Source organism: Pseudomonas morbosilactucae (assembly GCF_023241665.1).
In the GTDB taxonomy this organism is placed as follows: Bacteria; Pseudomonadota; Gammaproteobacteria; order Pseudomonadales; family Pseudomonadaceae; genus Aquipseudomonas; species Aquipseudomonas morbosilactucae.
Window position 1 is genome coordinate 22,824 of record NZ_JALQCX010000036.1, and the last position, 26,714, is coordinate 49,537.

A 26,714-nucleotide genomic window follows, 5' to 3' on the forward strand; every position below is an offset into this window, starting at 1 on the left:
CTGGGCGTGTTTGCAGCAGACGATGATTGTGTCCAACCATGTCTAATGAAACGACAGTCCCACATCCAACGCCCCGCACACTTGATGCCTGGGTCAAGCGCCTGAATGCCGTGCGCTTGCCCGTGCCGCAAGCCAGCCATGATCGAGTATGCAAAGCCATTGCCAACAACCGCAGCTCATTGCGGGAAATTGCCGACCTGATGCAGAACAGTCCGGCACTGGCCTTGAGCGTGATTCGTGAAGCCAACGCCCACACCCACGGCAGCATGAGTGAGCCGGCGGAAAACCTGGAAATCGCCGTCAACCGCCTGGGCCTCAAGCGCACCGAAGAGCTGCTGGCGCAACTGCCGACCCTGCCCGAAGCCCAGATCCCTCAGCCCCTGCGTCAGCTGCAGTTGATCAGCCAGCATGCCACCCAACAAGCCAATGGTTTCTTCGCCGCGCGCCTGGCCCGACTCTGGCAGGACATCCACTGGGGCAGCCTGCTGTTTCTCTCGCCGCTGTGGCCCCTGGCCCTGAGCGCCCCCAAGCTTCTGGAGGAATGGGAGCAGCGGGTGATCTACAAGGGTGAATCGGCACACAAGGTTGAGCTGGAGCTGTTCGGCGTGCCGCTGCTGGACATCTGCCAGGCGCTGGTACACGTGTGGCACCTGCCGATCTGGGTACAACAGGGTTATCGCCTGCTGACCAGCGAACAAAAGCTGCTGGTCAAAGTCCTGCACATCGCCCGCGACAACGACAATCCGCTGCGTCAGCAACAGCGCCTGGACGCCGATCCGAACCTGCGCCGCTGGCTGAATCAGCCGGCCAACAGCGTGCTCCTGGCCAACGGCATGGCACTCTCCGCGCAACAAGCCTGGAACACCCCGCACAACCAGCGCTGGCAGTCCCTGACCGCACTGTATCTACAGATGCCGATCGACCAACTGCAACAGCAGTTGCACCAGCAGGCCGTGCAAAGCGCGCGTAACGACACGATGCCCGACCTCTGGCACCCGGCCCAGGCGCTGCTCTGGCCCTGGGACAGCCGCCGGCTGCCGGACAATATGCTGCCCGCGCATGCGCCAACCGCCGAAGACCTGGCCAAGTGGCGTCGCCACTGTGCGCAATTGCTGCTCGAGCCCAGCCGCTTCACCAACGCCATTCACCTCACCACCGCCGCCCGCGACGCCCTGTTGGCCAGTGGCATGCGGCGGGTGATGTTGCTGATGGCGGATCGCGAACACAGTGCCCTGAGGGTCCAGCAGATTGCCGGTTTGCCGGCAGAGTCAGCCAACCTGACCCTGCAAGCCAGCCAAAGCAGCGTGCTGCAGCGCCTGCTGGAGAAATCCGCCCAAGTGCGCATCACCCCCGAAAACGACGCACAGTTCTCCGCCCTGCTGCCGGGCCAGTTGCGCCGGCTGTTCCGCGGCGACCACCTGTTGCTCCGTTCATTGAGTAACAACGGCCGAGTGATCATGCTGGTGGTGGCTGACCAGGGTGGCGGCCCGTTCTCGGAAATCACCGTCCAGGCCTTCGGCAAAACGGCGCAATGCATCGAAAAAGCCCTGCACAGCTTTACCAACCGCAGCTCGTGACGCTTGCGCTACAATCCCCCCTTTTGTGCCCTGGAGACCTCACATGTCTGACTTCTCTGGCTTGCCGCTGGTCATTGAGCCGAGCGACTTGCTCGCTCGTCTCGACGCCCGCGAACTGATTCTGGTCGACCTGACCAGCGCCGCACGTTACGCCACCGGGCACATTCCCGGCGCCCGTTTTGTCGACCCCAAACGCACCCAGCTTGGCCAGGCCCCGGCACCAGGCCTGATGCCGCCACAAGCCGCCCTCGAAGCCCTATTCGGCGAACTGGGGCACAACCCCGACGCGGTCTACGTGGTTTATGACGACGAAGGCGGCGGCTGGGCCGGGCGCTTCATCTGGTTGCTGGATGTGATAGGCCATCGCCACTACCACTATGTGGATGGCGGCCTGCTGGCCTGGCTGGCGGAAAGCCTGCCGGTGTCCACCGAGGTGCCCGCCCCCGCTGGCGGCCCCGTCTCCCTGACCCTGCACGACGAGCCCACGGCCACGCGTGAATACCTGCAAAGCCGCCTCGCGCCGCCGACCTGGCGATCTGGGACGCCCGCGGGCCGCTGGAGTACACCGGCGAGAAGGTGCTGGCCGCCAAGGCCGGGCACATTCCCGGCGCCATCAATTTCGAATGGACGGCCGGCATGGACCAGGCGCGCCACCTGCGCATCCGCCGCGACATGCCGCAGATCCTGGAAAAGCTCGGCATCACCCAAGACAAAGAAGTCATCACCCACTGCCAGACTCACCATCGCTCCGGCTTCACCTACCTGGTGGCCAAGGCGCTGGGTTACCCGCGAGTCAAGGGCTACGCCGGTTCCTGGGGCGAATGGGGCAATCATCCCGACACGCCCGTAGAGATTTAAGGTTTAAGGACAGTTAATGAAAAAGCGTTTGTTTATCCTCAGCCAGTACCTGCTGCCTCATCACCTGCTGTCGCGCCTGGCCGGCTGCATTGCCGAGTGCCGCGTGCGTTGGTTCAAGAATGCCTTCACCGCATGGTTCGCCAAGCGCTACCAGGTGGATATGTCACAGGCCCTGGTGGAAGACCTGACGGCCTACGAGCACTTCAACGCCTTCTTCACCCGCGCCCTGAAAGACGGCGCACGCCCGCTGGATTCCACCCCAGGCGCGATCCTCAGCCCGGCCGACGGTGCCGTCAGCCAACTGGGCCCGATCGAGCACGGCCGGGTATTCCAGGCCAAGGGCCACAGCTTCAGCGTGCTGGAGCTGCTCGGTGGCGACGCCACAATGGCGGCGCATTTCATGGGCGGTGATTTCGCCACCATCTACCTGTCACCCAAGGACTACCACCGCGTGCACATGCCGCTGGCCGGGACCTTGCGCGAGATGGTCTACGTGCCGGGGCGGATTTTTTCGGTCAACCAGACCACCGCGGAAAACGTTCCGGAACTGTTCGCCCGCAACGAGCGCGTGGTGTGCCTGTTCGACACCGAACGTGGCCCTATGGCCGTGGTGCTGGTAGGCGCGATGATCGTGGCCTCGATCGAAACCGTCTGGGCCGGCCTGGTGACGCCGCCCAAGCGTGAACTGAAAACCGTGCGCTACGACGAAGCGGCTCGCGCGCCGATCCACCTGGAGAAAGGCGCCGAGCTGGGCCGCTTCAAGCTGGGCTCCACCGCCATCGTGCTGTTCGGCCCAGAACAAGTGCAGTGGGCTGAAGGCCTGGTGGCCGGCTCCCCCGTGCAAATGGGTCAAGGCCTGGGCCTGGCCAAGGCCTGAGGCTTTTACCGGGTATAAAAAAACGCCGCTGATTCAGCGGCGTTTTTTTTGGCGGGTGCTTTAGATCACAACTGGCCGTCGCGATCACGGAAGCCCAGCAGGTACAGCACACCGTCCAGGCCCAGGGTGGAAATCGCCTGTTTCGCCGATTGCTTCACCAGCGGCTTGGCGCGGAACGCCACACCCAAACCGGCAATCGCCAGCATCGGCAAATCGTTGGCGCCATCACCGACGGCAATGGTTTGCTCCAGGCGCAAGCCTTCCTTGTGCGCCAGCTCACGCAGCAAATCGGCCTTGCGCTGTGCGTCGACAATCGGCTCGATGGCCACGCCAGTGACCTTGCCATCCACCACTTCCAGCTCGTTGGCGAACACATAGTCGATGCCCAGCTTGGCTTGCAACTGTTTGGCGAAGTAGGTGAAGCCGCCAGACAGAATCGCGGTCTTGTAGCCCAGGCGCTTGAGCTCGGCGAACAGGGTTTCAGCCCCTTCGGTCAAGCGCAGCGAAGCGCCGATGGAGTCCAGCACATTCACGTCCAGCCCCTTGAGCAAGGCCAGGCGCTCCTTGAAGCTGGCGCGGAAATCCAGTTCGCCGGCCATGGCCCGCTCCGTGATTTCCGCTACGCGATCGCCCACGCCGGCCGCCTTGGCCAACTCATCGATGACTTCGGCCTCGATCAGCGTCGAGTCCATGTCGAACACGGCCAGGCGCCGATTGCGACGGAACAGCGAGTCTTCCTGGAAGGCGATGTCGACGTTCAGTTCCTGAGCCACGCTGAGGAACTCGGCGCGCAGCGCTTGCGGGTCGGCCGCCTCACCACGCACGGAAAATTCGATGCAGCCCTTGCCCTTGTCCGCCGGCGTGTCCAGCGGCATACGCCCGGACAAGCGATCGATATGGTCGATGTTCAGGCCGTACTTGGCCGTGATCGAGCTGACCCGCTGCAACTGTTCAGCGGTCACTTTACGGGTCAGCAGGGTGACGATATGGCGCTTCTTGCCCTGGCCGCCGACCCATTGCTGGTAATCCGCCTCGGACACCGGCGTGAAACGCACCTGCTGATCCAGCTTGTAGGCCGTGAACAGGATGTCCTTGAGCACCGACGAGCTTTGCTCGTTGCTCGGAATTTCAACCAGGATGCCGAACGACAGGGTGTCGTGGATCACCGCCTGACCAATGTCGAGAATGTTCACACCACCCTGGGCCAGAACACCGGTAATGGCCGCCGTCAGACCGGGACGGTCAACACCGGTGATGTTTATCAGGACAATTTCGCGCAAGGCGCACCCCCGCAGGTGGAAAAAAACCGCATTCTACCTACTTTCGCTGACCATCGGGCACAGCCAGCGCTTTGCCGGTCTAGGGCCTGTCGCTATACTGCGCGTCAACTTCACGGACAAAAGAGCCGAGCTCAGTGAACCGGCCTACGCCAGTCAAACCCGATAACTTCTTTCTGCTGATCTTCCGTGCACTGCGCCACCGCCGTGTACCGATTGCATTACGCATTGCCAGCCATAACGTGATCCTGGTCGCCCTGGCCCTGGTGATCTATGCCTGCGTGATGGGCCTGCAATTCAAGCAGGCGATGCACGAACAAGCCGACGCCCTGGGTCAGAGCCTGACCACCCAGACCGCGACCTCGGCCACCGAGCTGCTGGTGTCCAACGACATCCTCAGCCTCAACGTGCTGCTCAACAACCTGACCAAGAACCCGCTGGTGGCCCATGCGGCCATCTACAGCGTCGACAACCGGATCCTCGCCGAAGCCGGGCAGCGCCCGAAAAGCAGCCTGCTGGGCGAAACCGAAGGCGTCTACCAGACCAAGATCACCTTCCAGGACGTGACCGCCGGCAACCTGCGGATCAGCCTGGACATGGCCCAGTTCCAGCAGCCGATGACCATCAGCCTGCAAAGCATGGGCATTCTCAGCGCCATTCTGCTGGCCCTGGCCCTGGCCTTGAGCCTGCGCCTGGGGCGGCATATCTCCACACCCCTGATGCAGTTGCGGGTCTGGCTGCGGGACCTGGACGAACACACCCCGGCCACCCAGCGCCAAGACGAGATCGGCGATCTGGCGCGCCAGCTGCACGCCCGCCTGGTGCCGGAAAAGCCAGAACAGGAACCCGAGCCCGACTACGACGACAGCGATTACGACACTACCGAAGACGCCGAGCCGGCCTTTGAGGTGCGCAACCTGCGTGACCCGAGCTTTGATGAAAGCGCCCCGGTGGCCGGGCTCAAGCCGGCGCCACGGCATCTGGTCAGCGCCGAAGAAGACGAACTGGACGAAGAAGACCCGTTCGCCGACCTGCGGGATCATTCAAGCGCCTCTGCCCCCAAGCCGCTGCTCAAGCCGGTAGTGCCCCAGCAACCGCAACACAGTGCGGTACTGGCCGTGCAACTGGGCGCCCAGGAACAACTGCGACGCCTGCCCCGCGCCCGCTTGACGGAGTTGCTGGAGCGCTATCGTGATTGCCTGGACCAGGCAGCGTTGCTGTATCAGAGCGAACTGCACACCCTGAACGACGGCAGCACCCTGATGCTGTTCCACAGCGAAGACAGCGGCGATGACTACCTGACCAACGCCATTTGCTGCGGCGAGCTGTTGCGCGCCCTGGGCCATGCGCTGCAGATCGAAGTCGCCGACAGCGGCATCACCCTGCAACTGCAACTGGGCCTGACCCTCGGTGACGAATTGTTCGGCCTGAGCCAGATCGACCTGCTGCTGACCGAGACCGCCCAGGATGCCCTGGCCCTGTCCCAACACAGCCGCAACCTGCTGCTGGTGGAGCGCAAGATCAACGACGACGCACTGATTCGCCAACGAGCGCGGATCCGCCCCATCGCCAGCCCGGAAGGTGCCTGCTGCGTGGAGCGCCTGATGGAGCCCTATCCATCGATGCTAGAGCGCCAGCTGGCGCGGATGCACGAGACCCGGGCCAAGCTGTAAGGCTGAACCCCCTGAAAAGCCCGCCTAGCGCGGGCTTTTTTGTGTCTGACGGAGGGGCTTTGTCAGGCCCTGCCCATATCAATGAGGCCCTGAACCTTGCACAAGGCTTGCCTACCCCATCGCCGGCAAGCCGGCTCCTACAGGTTCCGCACGATTGGCCGTTCTGTAGGAGCTGGCTTGCCAGCGATAACGCCCCCATCAACCTCCAGAAACAACAAAGCCCGCGGCTAGGCGGGCTTTGTCTTGAGGCAGGTCACATCAGAACCTGAACACTTCCATATCCGTGCGGATCGGCGTGGCCATGGGGATCTTCGGCTGCTTGCTCTGCTCCACTGGCTTAGCGGCCGGAGCGGGCGCCGATTTACGTGGAACATCTACGATGGCCGGCTGATTGGCCAGCGGCCTCAGCGCACCGGACAATTGTTCGGCCAGGCGCTGCAACAACACCCCCTGGGCCTGGACCTGAGACGCCGTGGTGCCCGCGTGCTGTTCTTGCAGATGGACAATACGGTTGTCACGCACCTGGCCACGGCGGTCGATCAAGCGCCATTGGGCATCCAGGATCGCCGGCTGCGACTTGCCCGAATCCAGGCGAGTGATCGACAGCAAGACCTGCACATCCGGGGTGAAGCCATTGGTGGCCGGAGACAGCACCACTCGCTGACTGTCCAGATGGCCCGCGACCTGACGCAGCAGCAACTGGTCGATGTCCGATGACAAGCTGCCTGCCCAACGACCGTCGGTCGAGGCTTGCAGGCTGCCATCATCTTGGCGCTGCAACAGGGTTTCGCGTTGCAGATAATCAGCAATCAGCACCGGCCCCAAGAGGACCGACATCCCGGCGTTAGCCGGTTGAGCTGGACTTCCGCTGTCCAGCTGATACAGCGACACCGGCTGGTGTACGCTGCAACCCGCCAGGCCAAGAACGCCAGCGAGCAAAAAAACAAGTGGAAGGCGCAGAGCAGTCATCATCCCATCCAGGTGGCGGCCACAAGGCTAGCCACAGTGTAAATACTCAAAAAAACCCTGAATAACGCTCGGCCACGCCGGCGCTTGAAAGCGCATATCATCCGTGAATATGCGCCCCGACTCCAGCGTTGTAGCGTCGATCTACCGGTTAAATCGCAGATCGAGCGCTCTAGCCCGCATTAGTTGAGATTTTCTACCAACAACGCATCTACGCGCTGGAAGCCACGTGGCAGTTTGTTACCTCGGCGGCCGCGCTCACCCTTGTAGTGCTCCAGGTCGTCGGCCTTGAGCGACAGGGTCCGTTTACCGGCCTGCAGCACCAGGGTCGCGCCATCCGGCAGCACCGCGACATCCGTCACATACTCCTCACGGCTGGCCACACGCTCACCGGGAATGCCGATGATCTTGTTGCCTTTGCCTTTACCCAATTGCGGCAGGTCGCTGATCTTGAAGATCAGCAAGCGCCCTTCAGTGGTCACCGAAGCCAACCAGTTCTGCTCACGATCGGCCACCGGCCGCGGCGCCAGCACCTTGGCATTGTTGGGCAGGCTCAACAGGGCCTTGCCTGCCTTGTTCTTGGCCTGCAGGTCTTCACCCTTGACCACGAACCCATAGCCGGCGTCGGAGGCGATCACGTACAGCGCCTCATCTTCAGGCAGCAGCACGCATTCGAAGGTTGCCCCTGGCGGCGGCGTCAGGCGCCCGGTCAGGGGTTCGCCCTGGCCACGGGCCGAAGGCAAGGTATGGGCTGCCACCGAATAGCTGCGGCCAGTGGAGTCGATAAACACCGCGAACTGGTTGGAGCGCCCCATGGCCGAGGTCTTGAAGCCATCCCCGGCTTTGTAGGAAAGCCCCGTGGCATCGATATCATGCCCCTTGGCCGAACGTACCCAGCCCTTTTCCGACAGAACGACGGTCACTTTCTCGTTCGGCAGCAGCTCGGTTTCGGTCAGCGCCTTGGCTTCACTGCGCTCCACGATCGGCGAGCGACGGTCATCGCCGTAGGTCTCGGCATCTTTGAGCAGCTCGGTGCGCACCAGCTTCTTGAGCTTGGCTTCGCTGCCCAGCAGGGCCTGCAACTTGGCCTGTTCTTTCAGCAATTCATCCTGCTCGTCCCGCAGCTTCATCTCTTCCAGACGAGCCAACTGACGCAAGCGAGTGTCGAGAATGTAGTCGGCCTGGATCTCACTGAGCTGGAAGCGCGCAATCAACTCGGCCTTCGGGTGCTCGGCGGTCCGGATGATGTGGATCACTTCATCCAGATTGAGGTAGGCAATCAGCAAACCGTCCAACAGGTGCAGGCGCCGCTCGACCTTATCGAGGCGGAACTGCAGGCGACGGCGCACGGTATTGACCCGGAACTCCAGCCACTCCACCAACAAGGTACGCAGGTTCTTCAACTGCGGCTTGCCGTCCAGGCCGATGATGTTGACGTTCACCCGATAAGTGGACTCCAGCTCGGTGCTGGCGAACAAATGCTGCATCAGCGCTTCGTGGTCGACCCGGTTGCTGCTCGGGATAATCACAATCCGGCAAGGGTTCTCGTGGTCCGACTCGTCACGCAGGTCAGCCACCATCGGCAGCTTCTTGGCCTGCATCTGCGCGGCGATCTGCTCCAGCACCTTGGCGCCGGATACCTGGTGGGGCAGCGCGGTGACAATGATGTCGCCGTCTTCAATGCGGTACACAGCGCGCATACGCACCGAGCCCTTGCCGGTTTCGTACATTTTCAGCAGATCGGCGCGGGGCGTGATGATTTCCGCTTCGGTCGGGTAGTCCGGGCCCTGGATATGCTCACAGAGCTGCTCGACCGTGGCCTTGGGCTCATCCAGCAAGCGTACGCAGGCGGTCGCCACTTCCCGCAGGTTGTGCGGCGGTACGTCCGTGGCCATGCCCACGGCGATGCCGGTGGTGCCGTTGAGCAGGATATTCGGCAAGCGCGCCGGCAGGACCAACGGCTCCTGCAAGGTGCCATCGAAGTTCGGGCCCCAGTCCGCGGTGCCCTGGCCCAGCTCGCTGAGCAGCACCTCGGAATAGCGGGATAGACGCGCTTCGGTGTAACGCATGGCCGCGAAGGACTTGGGATCGTCCGGCGCCCCCCAGTTACCCTGGCCATCCACCAAGGTGTAGCGATAGCTGAACGGCTGGGCCATCAGCACCATGGCTTCATAGCAGGCCGAGTCGCCGTGGGGGTGGAATTTACCGAGCACGTCACCCACGGTACGGGCAGATTTCTTGTGCTTGGAGTCAGCGTCCAGCCCCAGCTCACTCATGGCGTAGACAATACGCCGCTGTACTGGCTTCAGGCCGTCGCCGATATGCGGCAGCGCACGGTCCATGATCACGTACATGGAGTAGTTGAGGTAGGCATTTTCGGTGAAGTCAGCCAGTGATCGGCGTTCTACGCCATCCAGGCTGAGATCAAGGGAGTCGCTCATGCGGGCCTCATCGGTTCGTTGTCTGGCGCAGCAGCAAGGTGCCACCACGCTGGGTAAATTCAAGTTGTTTCAATGCGCTCATGCCCATCAGCACCTGCTCGCCGCCCAGTCCGGGGACCACCAGGGCGCGTACATCCCGCAGGACGATCTCACCCAACTGCAGGCGCTCAAGACGGGTCCGGTAGCCTTCGGTGCGGCCATTGGCCGTGCTCAGGGTCACCGGGGCGCCTCGCTCCAGGCCCAGGCGCTCGGCCAGGTCCGTCGGGATCGCGACGTCGGTGGCGCCAGTATCGAGCATGAAATCCGCCGGCTGGCCATTGATCTGGCCGCTGGCGACGAAGTGACCCTGGCCGTTACCCACCAGCTTCACCTCGATGTAATCCCCATGATGTTGCGAAGTCACGACAGCGTTAGGATTTTCCTGACGCTGCTCCCACTCGCCAAAAAATCGCGTGGCCAGAAACAGCCCAGCGGCCCAGGCCATGATCAACATGACCCGCCCTGCCCTTTTACCGGGTTGCTGGCTCATGGTTTGGCACTCCAACCACCCTCAGGAGCAGCAAAACGCCAGACAATCGGCCGTACTTCGCCATCGGCGCGGGCACCATTGTTGTTGTCCAGGCCGATCCAGGCCCCGGTTGCATCCACCACCAGCGCTTCGGCCAGCCCGTAGGGCTGCGGATAACGCCGTTGCTCCTGGAGCGCCTCGGCGGCAAACGACCAGCAACGCTCGACCTTGGCGGTCTGTGCATCCCGGCGACAGACTTCATAGGCGTTGCGTTCCAGGGTGAACAGCTTGCCCTCGAACAACGCCAGGTCGGCAAAATCCCGGGACACGGCCTTGGCCTTGGGCATTTGCGCAGGCTGCATTTCCGAACCGGCTTCGCTGAGCAGCACACAGCCGCCGTCGCAATCCCAGACCGTCTGCTGACGCTTGATCAGCAACAACCCTCGACGTTCGCGCTCGGCCGCCAGCCAGATCCGATCCCCGGCGGGGCTCACCGCCAGGCCCTCGAACAACGCATTGAAGTGCAGCAACATACCGCTGGCACGGGCTTCGCGGACCATGATCGGGGAAATTTTCAGCCACTGCGCCGGGCCATCCACCGGCACCTGCAACACCGCCGCATGGGATTCGCTGACCACATACTTATGGCCGGCCTTGTCACAGGTAATGCCTTCAAAATCCAGGTCGCCGCCACGCACAAAGGACGCCGCCCAGGTTCGCGAGCTCAAGCCCCAGGGCAAGCCACTGGCGGGCACCGGCGGCACCTCGACCGGCACCGCCTGGGCGCGCCAGACCGTCTCACGGGTATCGAGCCGGTAAATCTGGTCGTCATCGCGGTCGGAAACGGTCCACAAGTCCTTGCCACATTGCGCCAGGCCCGACAGGTTGCCGCCGCGCATCCCTTCTACCGGATGCTCGGCGAGCAACTGCAGCTCGGGCGATGGCGCGGCCACCGCCGAGGTTGCCAATAGCACTGACGCCAGGGCAAAGCCTCTGAACATCAGGCCAGCACCTCCGCCAGGTTGCCTTTGGACTCCAGCCAGGTCTTGCGGTCGCCGGCGCGTTTTTTCGCCAGCAGCATGTCCATCATTTCCGAGGTCGCCTCGACGTCTTCCAGGGTCAACTGCACCAGGCGCCGAGTGTTCGGGTCCATGGTGGTCTCGCGCAGTTGCGGCGGGTTCATTTCGCCCAGGCCTTTGAATCGAGTGACCTGGGGCTTGCCGCGTTTCTTCTCGGCCACCAGGCGGTCGAGAATGCCATCACGCTCGGCGTCATCCAGGGCGTAGTAGATCTCTTTGCCCAGGTCGATGCGGTACAGCGGCGGCATGGCGACATAGACGTGGCCGGCATCCACCAACGGGCGGAAATGCTGGACGAACAAAGCACAGAGCAAGGTGGCGATGTGCAGGCCGTCGGAGTCGGCGTCGGCGAGGATGCAGATTTTGCCGTAGCGCAGCTGGCTCATGTCCTCGGCACCCGGGTCGACGCCAATGGCCACGGCAATGTTGTGCACTTCCTGGCTGGCCAGGACTTCGCTGCCGTCCACTTCCCAGGTGTTGAGGATCTTGCCGCGCAACGGCAGGATCGCCTGGAACTCTTTATCCCGTGCCTGCTTGGCCGAACCGCCGGCGGAATCACCTTCCACCAGGAACAGCTCGGAACGCATCGGGTCCTGCCCGGCGCAATCCGCCAGTTTGCCCGGCAGTGCCGGTCCCTGGGTAATGCGCTTGCGCTCGACCTTTTTGCTGGCCTTCAAACGGCGGCCGGCGTTGCTGATGGCCAGTTCGGCCAGTTGCATGCCCAGCTCAGGGTTGGCGTTGAGCCACAGGCTGAACGCGTCCTTGACCACCCCGGAAACGAAGGCCGCGGCCTCACGGGACGACAGTCGCTCCTTGGTCTGGCCGGAGAACTGGGCGTCTTGCATCTTCATCGACAGGACGAAGGCGATACGCTCCCAGACGTCTTCCGGTGCCAGCTTCAGGCCCCGTGGCAGCAGGTTGCGGAATTCGCAAAACTCGCGCATCGCATCCAGCAGGCCCTGGCGCAAACCGTTGACGTGGGTGCCGCCCTGGGCCGTGGGGATCAGGTTGACGTAGCTTTCCTGGACGCTGTCGCCGCCTTCAGGCAGCCACAGCAGGGCCCAGTCCACGGCTTCCTTGTTACCCGCCAGGCTGCCGCAGAACGGCTCGCTCGGCAGGCGCTCGAATTCGCTGACCGCGTCCACCAGGTAGGAGCGCAGGCCGTCTTCGTAATGCCACTCGACCTTCTCGCCGCTGGACTTGTCTTCGAAGCTGACCAGCAGCCCCGGGCACAGTACAGCCTTGGCCTTGAGCACGTGCTTGAGGCGGCTGACGGAGAATTTCGGCGAGTCGAAGTATTTCGGGTCCGGCGCGAAGTACACGCTGGTGCCGGTGTTGCGCTTGCCCACGGTGCCGATCACTTCCAGCTCGGTGGCCTTGTAGCCATCGGCGAACGTCATCTGGTACTCGTTGCCGTCACGCTTGACCCGCACCCGGACCTGGTTCGACAAGGCGTTGACCACGGAAATACCCACCCCGTGCAAACCGCCGGAGAACTGGTAGTTCTTGTTGGAAAACTTGCCGCCGGCGTGGAGCTTGGTGAGGATCAGTTCGATCCCGGACACGCCCTCTTCCGGGTGAATGTCCACGGGCATGCCGCGGCCATCGTCGGACACTTCCAGGGAATGGTCGGCGTGCAGGATGACCTGGATCGACTTCGCATGGCCGGCCAGGGCTTCGTCGACGCTGTTGTCGATGACTTCCTGGGCCAAGTGGTTCGGCCGAGAGGTGTCGGTGTACATGCCCGGACGTTTGCGCACCGGGTCGAGGCCCGAGAGGACTTCGATGGCGTCTGCGTTATAAGAGCTAGCGCTGGGAGTGGCCATGGGGTCTCGTCGTTAGTCATTCAATGAAAATAAAGGCTCGAGCGTTCACAATGCCGTGAAATCGATGGCCTGATACTGATCGGCGCCAATGCCGGCAAAACTCAACATCGCCGGCAATTGTCCGGCAAAACCCTGGAAGCCATGGTCGCCGCCGGCCTGAATACGCAAGGCGCAGGCCCGGTAATACCGTTGCGCGCTGCGATAGTCCAGGGTCTCATCACCCGTCTGCAACCACACCTGATAACGCTGGGGGTCCTGCGGCGCCGGCACTTCCAGCTCCGCCAGGGCTGCCACGTGATCGTGGGTCAGCTCCCAGGTCTCGTCGGTATACAGGTTCTTTTGCGTACCCAGGTAACCGTCGAACATCCGGTGCGGGGTCACCGCAGGGTTGATCAGCAAGGCCTTCAGGCCATGGCGCTCGGCAAGGTGAGTCGCATAGTAGCCGCCGAGCGAGCTGCCGACCAGCAGTGGCCGCCCCAGCTCGGCAATCGCCTGCTCCAGCTGGCTGATCGCCTCCCGGGGATGGTGATGCAAGGCCGGAACCCGCAACTGTCCGGCCAGCCCGATGGCGTCCATCACCGCACTCAACTGAGAGGCCTTTTGCGAGGCCGGGGCGCTGTTGAAACCGTGGATATAAAGGATCGACCCGGACATGCGAACTCCCTGTGAGATGAGCAAAGCGCGCAGTTTACAGGGAGTCTGAGAGATTGACTTGCCCGGTCAGAATACCGGAGGTGTCAGTAGCCGTTGCTGCCGTAATCGACGGTGAAAACAAAGCCGCTGACCCGCTCCACGCCGGTTTCCAACCGTCCATCGGGCAGCAGCCGCAGCCAGCGATAACCCGGCGCCCGCTCATCGACCTTGAAGTCGTCGCTGCCCGGCTCGAACTGGATGCAGGTCGAGGGCGATGCCAGCAGACGCAGCGCCCCCTGGGGGCGATCGATTTCCTGGTGCACATGGCCCCAGAGCACGGCCCGCGCCTGGGGAAAACGCTCCAGGACGGCAAACAGGGCTTCAGGGTTGCGCAGGCCGATGGGTTCCATCCAGGCACAGCCAATGGACACTGGATGATGGTGCAGGCAAATCAGGTGATGACGCTCAGGCGCTTCACTCAGGGCGCGCGCCAGCAGTTGCAGTTGTTCGTCCTGCAAATAACCGGGCACTGAGCCGGGCACCGCCGAGTCGAGCAAGGTGATCCGCCAATTACCGATGTCCACCACCGGCTCCAGCAACGGGCTTTGCATCGCCGCCAGGGCCATGATCTGCGGCTCGTCGTGATTCCCCGGGATCCAGCGGGCCGGGGCCGATATCTGCCGGGTCATGTCGCGAAAGCGCTGGTAGGACTCCAGGGTCCCGTCCTGCGACAAGTCCCCCGTGGCCAGCATCAGGTCGATCTGTGGCTGCTGCGCCAGCACCAATTCGATCACCCGTTGCAGGCTGTCGCAGGTGTTCATGCCCAACAGCGTTCCGTCCGCCTCGGCGAACAGGTGGCTGTCGGAGAGTTGCACCAGCAACACAGGATCATCGGTGGTCAGAGTGGATACGCTGGGCAAGGCGTTCTCCCAAGGCAGAATCGCGGGGCATGAAGATGGGGGCAATTATGCTGGGGGAAATTAAAAAGAGGAAACCCGTGAACCGGACACAGTTCACATCTAACGCACAGCCTCGAACTCATGGCCGCAAGCCAGGCAGTGACTCAGCCACTCGCCCAGGAAGACATTCAGTTGGGCCTTCTCATCAGGCTGATGCATGAACGCATTGGGATAGGGGTAAATGCCCCGAAAGCGCCGGGCGTGCTCGGCACTGATGACTTCCGCCATGCGCGCATCGTGATAGACCTGCACTTCCAACTGCGGCACCGGCAACCATGGCAGGCTGTGTTCCTGGCGTACCTGCAAGGTGGTGGTGTAGGGGCAGGCCAGCAACACCTCCAGGGCCAGCACGCCGAGCATCTGGTCGCCCTGGGTCACCGCAATGCGCCGCGCCACCGGCTGGTTGCGCATGTCGGGCAACAGGCGCATCAGGCGGGCATAGTTGGCCTCGCAGGCGGCTTGCAGGCCCACGAGGTCCACCCGATAGCGATCGCGTGCTTTGTTTACGACCATAGCCCCCTCACTTCAGCCCGGTTCAACGCCAGCCATTGCAGGGCGATGATGCTCGCCGCATTGGCAATCCGTCCGTCCCGTACCGCTTGCAATGCATCTTCCAGGGCCCAGACCGAAACCCGAATGTCTTCCGCCTCCTCCACCAGGCCATGCAGGCCACCGGCCCCGCGGCTGTCGCAGCGACCGAGAAACAGATGCACGAACTCGGTGCTGCCCCCTGGCGACGGGAAATACTGAAGCATCGGCCACAATGCGGAGAAGGTCAGCCCAGCTTCCTCCTGTGCTTCGCGGTGAGCAACTTCTTCCGGTTGCTCGTCCTTGTCGATCAACCCGGCCACCAGTTCCACCAGCCAGGGCGTCGCTGCCTTGCCCATGGCGCCGACCCGGAACTGCTCGATCAGCACCACTTCATCGCGCTGCGGATCGTAGGGCAGCACGCAAACGGCATCATGACGAACGAACACTTCGCGGCTGATTTCCCGCCCCATGCCACCGGCAAACAGCTCATGGCGCAGCTGCAGACGATCGAGCCGGTAGAAACCCTGGAAGCAGTTGTCGCGCCGGATGATCTCGACGGCGCTCGGAGTGGCCTTGGCAGAGTCAGTCATTGCAGTCCTCGTGTACAACGTATTCGATCCGAGGATCCCCCTCGACTTCGCGCCATCCTAACGCGCTCGCGGCCCATGGTGCAGCCCCTTTGCCCTCAGCGGGATAGACGGCGGGGGGGCAAACCTAATCTAATTGCCTGCATTGAGCTTAGTGGCGAACCGACTGCCTCGCTGACAGTCGAAGCCGGTAACTTTTGCTTCCCCCTGGTTTAGAAAGGACGCCCATGTCACTCGTTAAAATCGCCTCCGTGGCCTGTATTGCCCTGACCCTGGGCGCCTGCCAAAGCCTGTTCCAACCCAACTACCGGACACCGCTGGAAAGCACCCGCGACAAGTCGGAACAGATCAAGCCCGGCTGCGACGGCCAGGATTGCCCGCTGGTGAACCTCGACATCGTGCACTTTGCCGCCGAGCCACAACTGGACGCGATCATCGAAAAGCGCCTGCTGCAAATGACCCGCACCAGCCCGGACGCCGCGACACCAGCGACCCTGACCGCCTACCGCGAGCAATTCCTGCGCCAGGCGCCCAGCCGCAACAGCATGTACCTGCAATCCAAGGTACGGGAGCAGCATGACGGCTTGGTGATCATCGAACTGGCCAGCTACCTGGATACCGGCGGCGCCCATGGCACGCCGGGCCGTGGCTTCATCAACTATTCGCGCCAGCAGCACAAGGCCCTGAACCTCTCGGACATGCTGCTGCCGGGCCAGGAAGAGGCGTTCTGGAAAGCCGCGCAAGTGGCCCACAACAGCTGGTTGATCAGCACCAAGCTGGACCAGGAGCCGGAGTACATCAAAAGCTGGCCCTTCCAGAAAACCCCGAACGTGGCTTTGACTTACGGCGGCGTGATCCTCAAGTACGACGTGTCGGTGATCGCGCCTTACGCCCTCGGCCACGTCGAACTGAAGATCCCTTACAACCGCCTGGGCGCATTCTCAAGCCCGAGCTGTTCCCTGGCCGTAACTGAACGCCCGGCCCAACAGCCATTGCAGCGCCCCTGCCAGGATCAACGCCGGCAGGGTCGCGCCCACATCCGGGTAGAAGTTGGCCAACAGATGATACGTGCTGACCCCACCCAGCCAGGCCAGCAAAGCCGGCCAGCGCAGCGCGAACGACACCGGCAAAGCCCCGCGCTTGCGCAGGATGAAGTGATCCACCAGCACCACGCCGAACAGCGGCGCAAACACCGAGCCGATCAGCAACAGGAAGTTCTGGTACTGGGCCAGCGGAGCCAGGCAGGCAATCAGGGTGCAGATCACACCAATCGCCAACGCCAGGTGCTCGACCTTCAGCCGCAATAGAATGCCGCTGGAGACCGCCGCCGAATGGATATCGGCAAAGGCGTTTTCCGACTCGTCCAAGAGAATCAGCAGCAGCGGAATCCCCAGGCCAGCGCCGGCCAGCGCCAACAGCAGGGCATTCACTTCACCGCTAGGAGCGAACGCCAAGGTGTAGGCGACGCCCAGGCTCATCAGCCAGAAATTGCCGATAAAGAAGCCCAGGGCGGTGCCACCAAACACGTTTTTGGCGCGCTTGCCGAACCGCGAATAGTCGGCGATCAGTGGCAGCCACGACAACGGCATGGCAATGGCGATATCAAAGCCCACGGCAAACGGCATCGAACCGTCACCGGCCTGGGCCCACAAGGCACCCAGGTCGACCTTGGCCAGCAGGTTCCAGGTCAGCCACAGGCACGCCGCCAGCAGCAACCAGATGCCCCACTTGCGCAAAATCTGCCGCACGAAGGTGAGAGGACCGCTGACCGCCAGCAAAGTGGCCAGGGCACCGAAGAACAGGGTCCAGAGCAAGGGGCTGGCCAGCAGGCTGCCCTCGCTGAACGCGCGCGTGCCGAGCAGGCTTGCCGCATCGCGCATGACGATGATTTCAAACGAGCCCCAACCCACCAGCTGCAGCAGGTTAAGCAACGCAGGCAGGCTGGCGCCGCGGTTGCCAAGGCTGAGCTTGAGCGCGGCCATGGACGACAACCCGGTATCGCTACCGATCACCCCCACCGCCGCCAGCAGCAAGACGCCCACCGCCGTGCCAAAGAAAATCGCCAGCAGCGAACCCGACAGGCCCAACCCCGGCGCCAACAGCGCACCGGTCTGCAACACCATCAAGCCGATACCGAGGGAAAACCACAGGGAAAACAGATCGCGCGCGCCGAACACCCGCTGCGCCAAAGGCACCGCGTGATCGGGGGAGTAGGTACTGGGTTGAATGCTCAAAGGGGCGTACTCGGAGGGGAGCAGAGAAAAGCAGCTGCGAGCTTCAAGCCACAGGAAAAGGCGCGGCGCCCTTGCCTGGAGCTTGAAGCTTGTAGCCCGCGACTTAAACCTTCTTGTAAAGCTGACTACCTTCCTGCTTGAAGCGCTCGGCCTGTTCCGCCAGGCCTTTGGCGACGTCCACGTCCACCGCTTCGATGCGTTGGTTGGCCGCGTACTCGCGGACTTCCTGGGTGATTTTCATCGAGCAGAACTTCGGCCCGCACATGGAGCAGAAATGCGCCACCTTGGCCGAGTCCTTCGGCAGGGTTTCGTCGTGGTACGAGCGCGCGGTGTCCGGGTCCAGGCCCAGGTTGAACTGGTCCTCCCAACGGAACTCGAAACGCGCCTTGGACAGGGCGTTGTCGCGGATCTGCGCGCCTGGGTGGCCTTTGGCAAGGTCGGCAGCATGGGCGGCGATCTTGTAGGTGATGATCCCGGTCTTCACGTCATCCTTGTTCGGCAGGCCCAAGTGCTCCTTGGGCGTCACGTAGCACAGCATGGCGCAGCCGAACCAGCCGATCATTGCCGCACCGATGCCCGAAGTGATGTGGTCGTAGCCTGGAGCGATGTCGGTGGTCAGCGGGCCGAGGGTGTAGAACGGCGCCTCGTCGCAGCACTCCAGCTGCTTGTCCATGTTTTCCTTGATCAACTGCATCGGCACGTGGCCCGGGCCTTCGATCATGCACTGCACGTCGTGCTTCCAGGCAATCTTGGTCAGCTCGCCGAGAGTCTCCAGCTCACCGAACTGGGCTTCGTCGTTGGCGTCGGCAATCGAACCCGGACGCAGGCCATCCCCCAAGGAGAAGCTGACGTCGTAGGCCTTCATGATTTCGCAGATTTCGTCGAAGTGGGTGTAGAGGAAGTTCTCTTTATGGTGCGCCAGGCACCACTTGGCCATGATCGAGCCGCCCCGGGAAACGATGCCGGTCACGCGTTTAGCGGTCAGCGGCACATAGCGCAGCAGCACCCCGGCGTGGATGGTGAAATAGTCCACGCCCTGCTCGGCCTGCTCGATCAAAGTGTCGCGGAACAGCTCCCAGGTCAGGTCCTCGGCCACGCCGTTGACCTTTTCCAAAGCCTGGTAGATCGGCACGGTACCAATCGGCACCGGCGAGTTACGGATGATCCACTCGCGGGTTTCATGGATGTGCTTGCCGGTGGACAAGTCCATCACCGTGTCCGAACCCCAGCGAATGCCCCAGGTCAGTTTCGCCACTTCTTCCTCGATGGAAGAACCCAGGGCGCTGTTGCCGATGTTGCCGTTGATCTTCACCAGGAAGTTACGGCCGATGATCATCGGCTCCAGCTCAACGTGGTTGATGTTGGCCGGGATGATGGCGCGGCCGCGGGCGATTTCCTCGCGGACGAACTCTGGGGTGATTTCTTTCGGGATGCTGGCACCGAAGCTGTGGCCGGCGTGTTGCTGCTTCAGCAGGCCGGCGGCGCGGGCCTCCTGGAGCTTCATGTTTTCGCGGATCGCGACGTATTCCATCTCGGCAGTGATGATGCCCTGGCGGGCGTAGTGCATCTGGCTGACGTTGGCCCCGGCCTTGGCCCGACGCGGGTTGTTGACGTGGGCGAAGCGCAGTTTGGTCAGCTCGGCATCGGCCAGGCGCTGCTGGCCGAAGTTGGAGCTCAGGCCCGCCAGGCGCTCGGTGTCGCCACGGTCGTCGATCCAGGCCGAGCGCACATCGCCCAGCCCCTTGCGCACGTCGATCACAACGTTCGGGTCGGTGTAAGGGCCGGAGGTGTCATAAACGGTGACCGGCGCGTTGATTTCGCCGCCGAAATCGGTGGGCGTCACATCAAGGGTGATTTCGCGCATCGGCACGCGGATGTCCGGGCGAGAACCCTGAACGTAGACTTTTTGCGAACGGGTGAACGGCTTGACCGATTGTTCGTCGACCTTGGCCGAATCGCTCAGGTTGATCGCGTTTTTAGATTTTGTAGTCATCACGGGCTCTCCAGACAGCATCCAGGCAGTGGATTGTCGGAGCAGAACCTGAAAGGCACGGACGCACCAGGACTGGTGCTGTGCATCGTCGTCGAGCGTTCGATTGTCGAACAATTTCCCGGACGAAGCACAAGAGGACTCGCCGGGTGACGAGAAATCTTGTTCCCTACGCAGGCGCTAACCTGATCAGGTTCAACGGGATCCGAAATTATTCGATCTCAGCCTCATAGCAAGGCACCCCGACAAGAACTGGCGCAGTCTAGACCAAAGTCCGGGCGCAATGCCAATCCCCGTGCAATCAGCATGATGAATGGCGTAATTGCAGGATTGTTGCCATAAGTCAGCACATCTACACTCGCTGGGCCGCGCCAAGCCTTGACGCTCCCGAGAGCGAGACTTAGCCTTGGCGCCTGAATTATCCTCGTAATATTACTCAAGGGATCGCCTCATGCTGCGCAAACTCTCACTGGCCCTTGCCGTGTCTTGTGCGTCCAATGGAATGGCTTGGGCAGCAGAAGCGCCCTTAACCACCAAGACCGATCTGGTCAGCGTCTACCAGGAAGCCGTGGACAACAACGCCGACCTGGCTGCCGCCCGCGCCCAATACGGCGCCCAGAAGGAAGTGGTGCCCCAGGCCCGTGCCGGCCTGCTGCCCAACCTCTCGGCCGGTGCAGACCTGAACAACACCCGCACGCAAATCGATCGGCCTTCGGCGACCTCCACACGCAGCGGCACGGTGTACCAGGCGACCCTGGCCCAGCCACTGTTCCGCGCCGATCGCTGGTTCCAGTTGCAGGCCGCCAAGGACGTCAACGAGCAGGCTGCCCTGCAGCTCTCGGCCACTGAACAGAACCTGATCCTGCAAAGCGCGGAAAACTACTTCGCGGTGCTGCGCGCCCAGGACAACATGGCCTCGACCAAGGCCGAAGAATCGGCCTTCAAACGACAGCTGGACCAGTCCAACGAGCGCTTCGACGTGGGCCTGTCGGACAAGACCGACGTCCTGCAATCCCAGGCCAGCTACGACACCGCCCGGGCCAACCGGATCCTCGCCCAGCGCCAGGTGGACGATGCGTTCGAAGCCCTGATCACCCTGACCAACCGCCAGTACAACTCAATCCAGGGCATCGTCCACACCCTGCCGTGCTGGCGCCATCACCGAACGACGCCAAGGCCTGGGTCGACACCGCCGCCAAGCAGAACCTCAATCTGCTGGCCAGCAACTACGCGGTCAGCGCCGCCGAAGAAACCCTCAAGCAGCGCAAGGCCGGCCATGCACCGACCCTGGACGCCGTGGCGCAGTACAAGAAGGGCGACAACGACGCCTTCGGCTTCAGCAACCCGGACCCTGCCCTGCAAGGCCAACGTTACGGTGGCGACGTCGAACAGCGCAGCGTCGGCTTGCAGTTGAACATCCCGATCTTCAGCGGCGGCCTGACCAGCTCCCAAGTGCGCGAGTCCTACTCACGCCTGAGCCAGACCGAGCAGCAACGTGAATCCCTGCGCCGCCAGGTGGTGGAAAACACCCGCAACCTGCACCGCGCGGTGAACACCGATGTCGAGCAGGTCCAGGCGCGGCGCCAGTCGATCATCTCCAACCAGAGCGCCGTGGAAGCCACGGAAATCGGCTATCAGGTGGGGACCCGTAACATCGTCGACGTGCTCGATGCCCAGCGCCAGCTGTACACCTCGGTGCGCAACTACAACAACAGCCGCTATGACTACATCCTCGACAACCTGCGCCTGAAGCAGGCCGCCGGAACCCTGAACCCCGGGGATCTGCAAGACCTGTCGCGCTACCTGAAAGCCGACTACAACCCGGACCGCGACTTCCTGCCGCCGGACCTGGCCAAAGCGGCCCAAGAGCAATTGCAGGCGCGCTGAACCCGCCGCGACAGGCACAAAAAAGGCCGGTGCGATTCACAGGAATCGCACCGGCCTTTTGCGTTCAGCCTCCAGCAGTGGCGTCAGGAGCGAGCCTTGAGCAAGCGCTCCAGGCCATCCAGCAAGCGCTGCAGCGCCCCCTGGTTGGCCGCCATGACCTTGAGCCCGGCTTCGGCCATTTTCTGTGCATCCCGTGGCAGCTCGAACAGCCGCTGCACCGCCACCGCCAAGCCTTCGGCATCCTCCACTTCCTGCAGCGCACCGGCCTCGCGCAGCAGGGCGGCGATTTCCAGGAAGTTAAACAGGTGCGGCCCACTCAGCACCGGCTTGGCCAGGGCTGCCGGCTCCAGCAGGTTGTGCCCGCCATTGGGCACCAGGCTGCCGCCGACAAACGCGCTGTCGGCCAAGGCATACAGAAACAGCAGCTCGCCCATGGTGTCGCCCAACAGCACCGAGGTGTGGCTGCCCACCGGTTCCGCGCTGGAGCGGCGCACCGTGGCAAAGCCCTGTTGCCGACACAGCTCGAACACTGAATCGAAGCGCTCAGGGTGACGCGGCACCAGAATCAGCAAGGCGTTGGGGTAACTGTCCAGCAGACGACGATGGGCATCGAGCACCACCGCATCTTCGCCGTCATGGGTGCTGGCGGCGATCCACACCGGACGCTCCAGGGCGCCCCATTGCTGACGCAACTCGGCGGCGCGTGCCAGCAATTGCGGGTCGATGGTCAGGTCGAACTTGATCGAGCCGGTCACCTCGACCGTTTCCGGCCGCGCGCCCAGGGCACGAAAGCGCTCCGCCTCGGCCTCGGTCTGCACCGCGAACAGGCTCATTTCCTGAAGCATTGGCCGGGTCAACCGGGCAAAGCGGCCGTAGCCCTTGGCTGAGCGTGCAGACAATCGGGCATTGGCCAGGGCCACTGGAATCCCGCGTTTGGCGCACTGGTGGATATGGTTCGGCCACAATTCGGTTTCCATGATGACCGCCAGCCGGGGCTGCAGCCGATCCAGAAACCGCGCGGCAGCGCACGGCAAGTCATAGGGCAGGTAGCAGTGCTGGATCCGCGGTTCATTGCCGAACAGGGCCTGGATCCGCTCGGAGCCGGTGGGCGTCATGCAGGTCACGGTGATCGGCCATTGCGGGTACTGGGCCAGCAGCCGACGGATCATCGGCGCGGCGGCAATGCTTTCACCCACCGAAACCGCGTGAACCCAGATCCCCCCGGGCTGCAGCGGCGGCAGGCCGAAGGAGAAGCGTTCGCCAATCCGCCGGGCATAGGCCGGCGCCTTGCGCGCCCGCAGCCACAGCCGAATCGCCACCAATGGCAGCCCCAGGTAAAACAGCGCGGTGTAGAGAGTTCTATTCATGGCGGCGGAGTTTATCGGTTTTTTAGCCAATCGCCTTCAAGTGCACGGCAAAACGTTGCGCCAGCCAACGGGCAGCCAGGCCCAGGGGCTCGTCTCGGCGCCAGACCAACTCCACCACCAGCGCCGGCGGGGTCCATTCACTGACCAGCTCCACCATCTGGTGCTGATAGGCCGGGTACTGCACCACGTGCCGCGGCAGCCAGGCCCAGCCCAGGCCCCGCATCAGCCACTCGGCCATGACGTAGAAACTGTCGGCGCGCCACACCTGGGGGCTGATCGCTTCGCCGCCGGGGTAGCCGCTGGTCAAGGGTGAAATCAACAACTGCCGGTGGCGCGCCAAGAGTTGGCGATCGACACGCTGTTCATGGGCCAGGGGATGGCCCACCGCGCACACCGTGACCATCTCGACACTACCCAACGCCTGCCGCTCCAAGGCCTCGGGCATGTGCTCATGGTGAAACAGCAAGCCCAGGTCAGCGCGTCGCTCCAAGAGTTTGCGCGCCACATCGCCCTGGGCCGCGCTGGCCAGTTGCACTTCCAGGCTGGGGAATTCCTCGGCCAGGGCTTCCAGGCTGTCGAGCACCGGCTGAAACGGCATCGCCTCGTCCTGGGCCAGGCGCAAACGGGCTTCCTGGCCGCGCATCATGGCCAGCGCCCGGCCGTTGAGACGATCGCATTGGCGCAATATTTCCCGGGCCTCCTGCAACAGGGCGCTGCCGGCTTCGGTAAGCCGGGGCTGGCGCCCGCTGCTACGCTCGAACAGGCTGACGCCCAGGTCTTCCTCCAGCAGGGCAATCGAACTGCTGACCGCCGACTGGGCCTTGCGCTGCTGACGCGCCACAGCGGAAAACGAACGCTGCTCGGCCACGCTGACGAACAAGCGCATTTGCTCCAGGTTCCATTGCACGCTCATGGTTCAACCTATCTCCCATTCAGATAGGTAATGACTTTACCCCATCTGTGTTCGCCCTAGAATGCGCACCTCAGAACGCCGCATCTACACGAGGAACACCCCCATGAACGCTTACTACTACCTGGCCATCGCCATCTGCGCCGAAGTGATCGCCACTGTTTCGATGAAAGCGGTCAAGGGCCTGAGCACCCCGATTCCCCTGCTGCTGATCATCGTCGGCTACGGCATCGCCTTCTGGATGCTGACCCTGGTGGTGCGCACGGTGCCAGTGGGCGTGGCCTACGCGGTCTGGGCCGGCATGGGCATTGTCATGGTCAGCATCGCCGCGCTGTTCCTCTACGGGCAGAAGCTCGACATCCCGGCCATGCTCGGCATGGCCCTGATCGTCCTGGGGGTGGTGGTAATCCAGTTGTTTTCGAAAACCGCCGGGCACTGAAAAACAGCGGCAAGAAAAGCGCCACGCTTGCAGCTTGTGGCTTGAAGCTTGAAACTTGCCGCTTCGTTTTATTTCCCGAGGTCGCTGCATGCCATCCGCTATTTCCACCGACGTGCTGATTGTCGGCGCTGGCGTCGCCGGGCTCTGGCTCAACGCGCGCCTGCGTCGCCAGGGCTTTTCCACTGTGCTGGTGGAAAGTGCCAGCCTCGGCGGCGGGCAGAGTGTGAAATCCCAGGGCATCATCCACGGCGGCGCCAAATACGCCCTGCACGGTGCCCTGACCGGCGCCTCGGAAGCCATCGCCGACATGCCTCGCCGCTGGCGCGAGGCCCTGGCTGGCAATGGCGAACTGGACCTGTCCAGCGTGCGCCTGCTCTCGGAAGCCCACTACCTCTGGTCCCCAGGCACCCTGGCCGGCAACCTCACCAGCTTCTTCGCCAGCAAGGCGGTGCGCGGCCGGGTCGATCAGGTCAAGGGCGAGCAACTGCCCCCTGCCCTGCAAGACAAGCGCTTCAAGGGCAAGGTCTATCGCTTGGCCGAACTGGTGGTGGACGTGCCCAGCCTGATCGAGCGCCTGGCCCAACTGGCCGGTGACGGCCTGCTGGCCGGGCAGCACGTCGAGCCGCTGCTGGAGCAGGGCGAACTGGTCGGGCTGCGCGTCGATGAGCGCGAAATCCGGGCCCAGCGCATCGTCCTCAGCGCCGGTGCCGGCAACGCCGAACTGCTCAGCGCCCTGGGCCTGAGCCAGCCAACCATGCAACGCCGCCCCTTGCACATGGTGATGGTCAAGGGCCCGAGCCTGAAACCGCTGTACGCCCACTGCCTGGGCGGCGGCCCCAAGCCACGGATCACCGTGACCACCCATCCTGCAGCCGATGGCCAGTGGGTCTGGTACCTGGGTGGCGACATCGCCGAAGCCGAAGGCGTGGCCCGGGAACCGGCCGCACAGATCGCGGCCGCGCAAAAAGAGCTGGGCAACCTGCTGCCCTGGGTCGACCTGAGCCAGGCGCACTGGGCCACCTTGCGGGTGGATCGCGCTGAGCCGGCACAATCGGGCCTGACCCGGCCGGACAACGCCTTCCTCGCCGAACAGAATCGCCTGCTGGTGGGCTGGCCGACCAAATTGGCCCTGGCCCCGGATTTCGCCGACCGGGTGTTGGCCGCGCTGGCCCGTGACGGTATCCAGCCTGGCCCTGCGCACACCTTGCCCAGTCTGCCCAAGCCGCCCGTGGCACAACCCGCCTGGGAGCAACTGTTGCCATGAGCCAAGTCACCCTGCACGACCTTCATCGCCCCCTGGGCAACACCGGCTTGCAGGTGTCGCCCCTGGGCCTGGGCACCGTCAAGCTGGGCCGCGACCAAGGGGTCAAGTACCCCAATGGCTTCCAGATCCCGGGGGACGACGAAGCCCGCATGCTGCTCAAGCTGGCCCGCGACCTGGGCATCAACCTGATCGACACCGCGCCGGCCTACGGCCGCAGTGAAGAACGCCTGGGCCCGCTGCTGCGTGGCCAGCGCCAGGACTGGGTGATTGTCAGCAAGGTGGGAGAAGAGTTCAGCAACGGCCTGTCCCAGCACGACTTCAGCGCCCAGCACACCCGTGCATCGGTGGAGCGCAGCCTGCAACGCCTGGAAACCGATGTGATCGATCTGGTGCTGGTGCACTCCGATGGCAATGACCTGGCAATCCTCGATGACGGCGAGGTCTACCAGACCCTGGCGGCGCTCAAGCGTGAAGGCAAGATCCGTGGCTTCGGCTTTTCCGGCAAGACCGTCGAAGGCGGCCTCAAGGCACTGGAGCAAGGCGACTGCGCCATGGTCACCTACAATCTGAACGAACAAAGCGAGCGGGCGGTCATTGATTATGCGGCGCGCCACGGCAAAGCCATCCTGGTGAAAAAGGCCCTGGCCAGCGGCCATGTGTGCCTCAACCCGGGCGTGGACCCGGTCCGCGCCAGCTTCGAGTTGTTGTTTGACCAGCCGGGCGTTGCCAGTGCTATTGTCGGGACCATCAACCCCCTGCACCTGGCCCATAATGTGACGACCGTTGCCCAGGTCCTGAGCAAAAACTGATGCCGCCGACGCGGCCGACCCC

20 protein-coding genes, 3 pseudogenes and 1 riboswitch are annotated in these 26,714 nt (G+C 63.2%); of the genes and pseudogenes, 9 read left to right on the forward strand and 14 right to left on the reverse strand.

Annotated elements, in window-relative coordinates; genetic code table 11:
• Nucleotides 1–38: 38 nt before the first annotated feature.
• From M1B35_RS19525 to asd, 3 genes and pseudogenes are all read left to right on the forward strand, one after another.
• Nucleotides 39–1,577 carry an HDOD domain-containing protein gene (locus M1B35_RS19525; protein ID WP_268262812.1) on the forward strand — a complete coding sequence of 513 codons (1,539 nt, stop codon included), beginning with the start codon at nucleotides 39–41 and terminating at the stop codon, nucleotides 1,575–1,577.
• A 43-nt stretch (nucleotides 1,578–1,620) separates the two neighbouring features.
• Nucleotides 1,621–2,435, forward strand: a pseudogene (gene rhdA / locus M1B35_RS19530) (thiosulfate sulfurtransferase).
• A 16-nt stretch (nucleotides 2,436–2,451) separates the two neighbouring features.
• Entirely contained in the window at nucleotides 2,452–3,312 is an 861-nt protein-coding gene (asd, locus tag M1B35_RS19535; RefSeq protein ID WP_268262813.1) for an archaetidylserine decarboxylase, read from the forward strand.
• A gap of 65 nt (nucleotides 3,313–3,377) precedes the next feature.
• On the opposite strand, the gene serB is transcribed toward asd, so the two are convergent.
• Nucleotides 3,378–4,592, reverse strand: a complete 1,215-nt coding sequence (gene serB / locus M1B35_RS19540; protein WP_268262814.1) for a phosphoserine phosphatase SerB — start codon at nucleotides 4,590–4,592, stop codon at nucleotides 3,378–3,380.
• 134 nt (nucleotides 4,593–4,726) lie between these two features.
• On the opposite strand from serB, the gene M1B35_RS19545 reads away from it, so the two are divergent.
• On the forward strand, nucleotides 4,727–6,262 hold the full coding sequence (locus M1B35_RS19545; protein WP_268262815.1) for an AhpA/YtjB family protein: 1,536 nt from the start codon (nucleotides 4,727–4,729) through the stop codon (nucleotides 6,260–6,262).
• Nucleotides 6,263–6,520: 258 nt separating this feature from the next.
• Here M1B35_RS19545 and M1B35_RS19550 read toward each other — a convergent pair whose 3' ends face one another.
• The 9 genes from M1B35_RS19550 to M1B35_RS19590 all read right to left on the reverse strand — a co-directional run bounded on the left by M1B35_RS19550 (nucleotide 6,521) and on the right by M1B35_RS19590 (nucleotide 15,795).
• Nucleotides 6,521–7,231 carry a PqiC family protein gene (locus M1B35_RS19550; protein WP_268262816.1) on the reverse strand — a complete coding sequence of 237 codons (711 nt, stop codon included), beginning with the start codon at nucleotides 7,229–7,231 and terminating at the stop codon, nucleotides 6,521–6,523.
• A gap of 179 nt (nucleotides 7,232–7,410) precedes the next feature.
• On the reverse strand, nucleotides 7,411–9,669 hold the full coding sequence (parC, locus tag M1B35_RS19555; protein WP_123329526.1) for a DNA topoisomerase IV subunit A: 2,259 nt from the start codon (nucleotides 9,667–9,669) through the stop codon (nucleotides 7,411–7,413).
• 7 nt (nucleotides 9,670–9,676) lie between these two features.
• Nucleotides 9,677–10,198: a retropepsin-like aspartic protease family protein gene (locus tag M1B35_RS19560; protein ID WP_268262817.1), complete on the reverse strand. Its 522-nt coding sequence runs from the start codon at nucleotides 10,196–10,198 to the stop codon at nucleotides 9,677–9,679.
• Nucleotides 10,195–11,178 carry an esterase-like activity of phytase family protein gene (locus M1B35_RS19565; protein ID WP_268262818.1) on the reverse strand — a complete coding sequence of 328 codons (984 nt, stop codon included), beginning with the start codon at nucleotides 11,176–11,178 and terminating at the stop codon, nucleotides 10,195–10,197. Before M1B35_RS19565 ends, M1B35_RS19560 begins: the two co-directional genes overlap by 4 nt.
• Nucleotides 11,178–13,082 carry a DNA topoisomerase IV subunit B gene (gene parE, locus M1B35_RS19570; protein WP_268262819.1) on the reverse strand — a complete coding sequence of 635 codons (1,905 nt, stop codon included), beginning with the start codon at nucleotides 13,080–13,082 and terminating at the stop codon, nucleotides 11,178–11,180. Before parE ends, M1B35_RS19565 begins: the two co-directional genes overlap by 1 nt.
• A 45-nt stretch (nucleotides 13,083–13,127) precedes the next feature.
• A complete protein-coding gene (locus M1B35_RS19575; RefSeq protein WP_123329518.1) occupies nucleotides 13,128–13,736 on the reverse strand; it encodes a YqiA/YcfP family alpha/beta fold hydrolase in 609 nt (202 codons plus the stop codon).
• 83 nt (nucleotides 13,737–13,819) lie between these two features.
• Nucleotides 13,820–14,635, reverse strand: coding sequence for a 3',5'-cyclic-AMP phosphodiesterase (cpdA, locus tag M1B35_RS19580; RefSeq protein ID WP_268262820.1), 816 nt, complete (start codon nucleotides 14,633–14,635; stop codon nucleotides 13,820–13,822).
• A 99-nt stretch (nucleotides 14,636–14,734) separates the two neighbouring features.
• Nucleotides 14,735–15,187 (reverse strand): DUF1249 domain-containing protein, encoded by a 453-nt coding sequence (locus tag M1B35_RS19585; protein ID WP_123329514.1) that lies wholly within the window; start codon nucleotides 15,185–15,187, stop codon nucleotides 14,735–14,737.
• Entirely contained in the window at nucleotides 15,178–15,795 is a 618-nt protein-coding gene (locus M1B35_RS19590) for an NUDIX domain-containing protein (protein WP_268262821.1), read from the reverse strand. Before M1B35_RS19590 ends, M1B35_RS19585 begins: the two co-directional genes overlap by 10 nt.
• 224 nt (nucleotides 15,796–16,019) lie before the next feature.
• On the opposite strand from M1B35_RS19590, the pseudogene M1B35_RS19595 reads away from it, so the two are divergent.
• Nucleotides 16,020–16,765: pseudogene (locus tag M1B35_RS19595) on the forward strand (RsiV family protein).
• Here the strand turns inward: M1B35_RS19595 and cytX are convergent.
• Together cytX and thiC are read right to left on the reverse strand one after the other, a co-directional pair.
• Nucleotides 16,734–18,026, reverse strand: a complete 1,293-nt coding sequence (gene cytX, locus M1B35_RS19600) for a putative hydroxymethylpyrimidine transporter CytX (RefSeq protein WP_268262822.1) — start codon at nucleotides 18,024–18,026, stop codon at nucleotides 16,734–16,736. The pseudogene M1B35_RS19595 and the gene cytX overlap by 32 nt on opposite strands.
• 103 nt (nucleotides 18,027–18,129) lie before the next feature.
• Nucleotides 18,130–20,019, reverse strand: a complete 1,890-nt coding sequence (gene thiC / locus M1B35_RS19605; RefSeq protein WP_123329506.1) for a phosphomethylpyrimidine synthase ThiC — start codon at nucleotides 20,017–20,019, stop codon at nucleotides 18,130–18,132.
• Between the two features lie 146 nt (nucleotides 20,020–20,165).
• Nucleotides 20,166–20,271: riboswitch (TPP riboswitch) on the reverse strand.
• A gap of 196 nt (nucleotides 20,272–20,467) precedes the next feature.
• Between thiC and M1B35_RS19610 the strand changes: the two are divergent.
• Nucleotides 20,468–21,903, forward strand: a pseudogene (locus M1B35_RS19610) (TolC family outer membrane protein).
• A gap of 83 nt (nucleotides 21,904–21,986) precedes the next feature.
• Here the strand turns inward: M1B35_RS19610 and waaA are convergent.
• Together waaA and M1B35_RS19620 are read right to left on the reverse strand one after the other, a co-directional pair.
• Nucleotides 21,987–23,270, reverse strand: a complete 1,284-nt coding sequence (waaA, locus tag M1B35_RS19615; protein ID WP_268262823.1) for a lipid IV(A) 3-deoxy-D-manno-octulosonic acid transferase — start codon at nucleotides 23,268–23,270, stop codon at nucleotides 21,987–21,989.
• Between the two features lie 22 nt (nucleotides 23,271–23,292).
• Nucleotides 23,293–24,177, reverse strand: coding sequence for a LysR family transcriptional regulator (locus M1B35_RS19620; RefSeq protein ID WP_425273430.1), 885 nt, complete (start codon nucleotides 24,175–24,177; stop codon nucleotides 23,293–23,295).
• A 109-nt stretch (nucleotides 24,178–24,286) separates the two neighbouring features.
• On the opposite strand from M1B35_RS19620, the gene M1B35_RS19625 reads away from it, so the two are divergent.
• The 3 genes from M1B35_RS19625 (at nucleotide 24,287) to M1B35_RS19635 (ending at nucleotide 26,692) form a co-directional block, all read left to right on the forward strand.
• A complete protein-coding gene (locus M1B35_RS19625; protein WP_123329491.1) occupies nucleotides 24,287–24,619 on the forward strand; it encodes a DMT family transporter in 333 nt (110 codons plus the stop codon).
• A gap of 88 nt (nucleotides 24,620–24,707) precedes the next feature.
• On the forward strand, nucleotides 24,708–25,883 hold the full coding sequence (locus M1B35_RS19630; RefSeq protein WP_268262824.1) for an NAD(P)/FAD-dependent oxidoreductase: 1,176 nt from the start codon (nucleotides 24,708–24,710) through the stop codon (nucleotides 25,881–25,883).
• Nucleotides 25,880–26,692 carry an aldo/keto reductase gene (locus tag M1B35_RS19635; protein WP_268262825.1) on the forward strand — a complete coding sequence of 271 codons (813 nt, stop codon included), beginning with the start codon at nucleotides 25,880–25,882 and terminating at the stop codon, nucleotides 26,690–26,692. The genes M1B35_RS19630 and M1B35_RS19635 overlap by 4 nt, the downstream gene beginning before the upstream one ends.
• Nucleotides 26,693–26,714 lie beyond the last annotated feature (22 nt).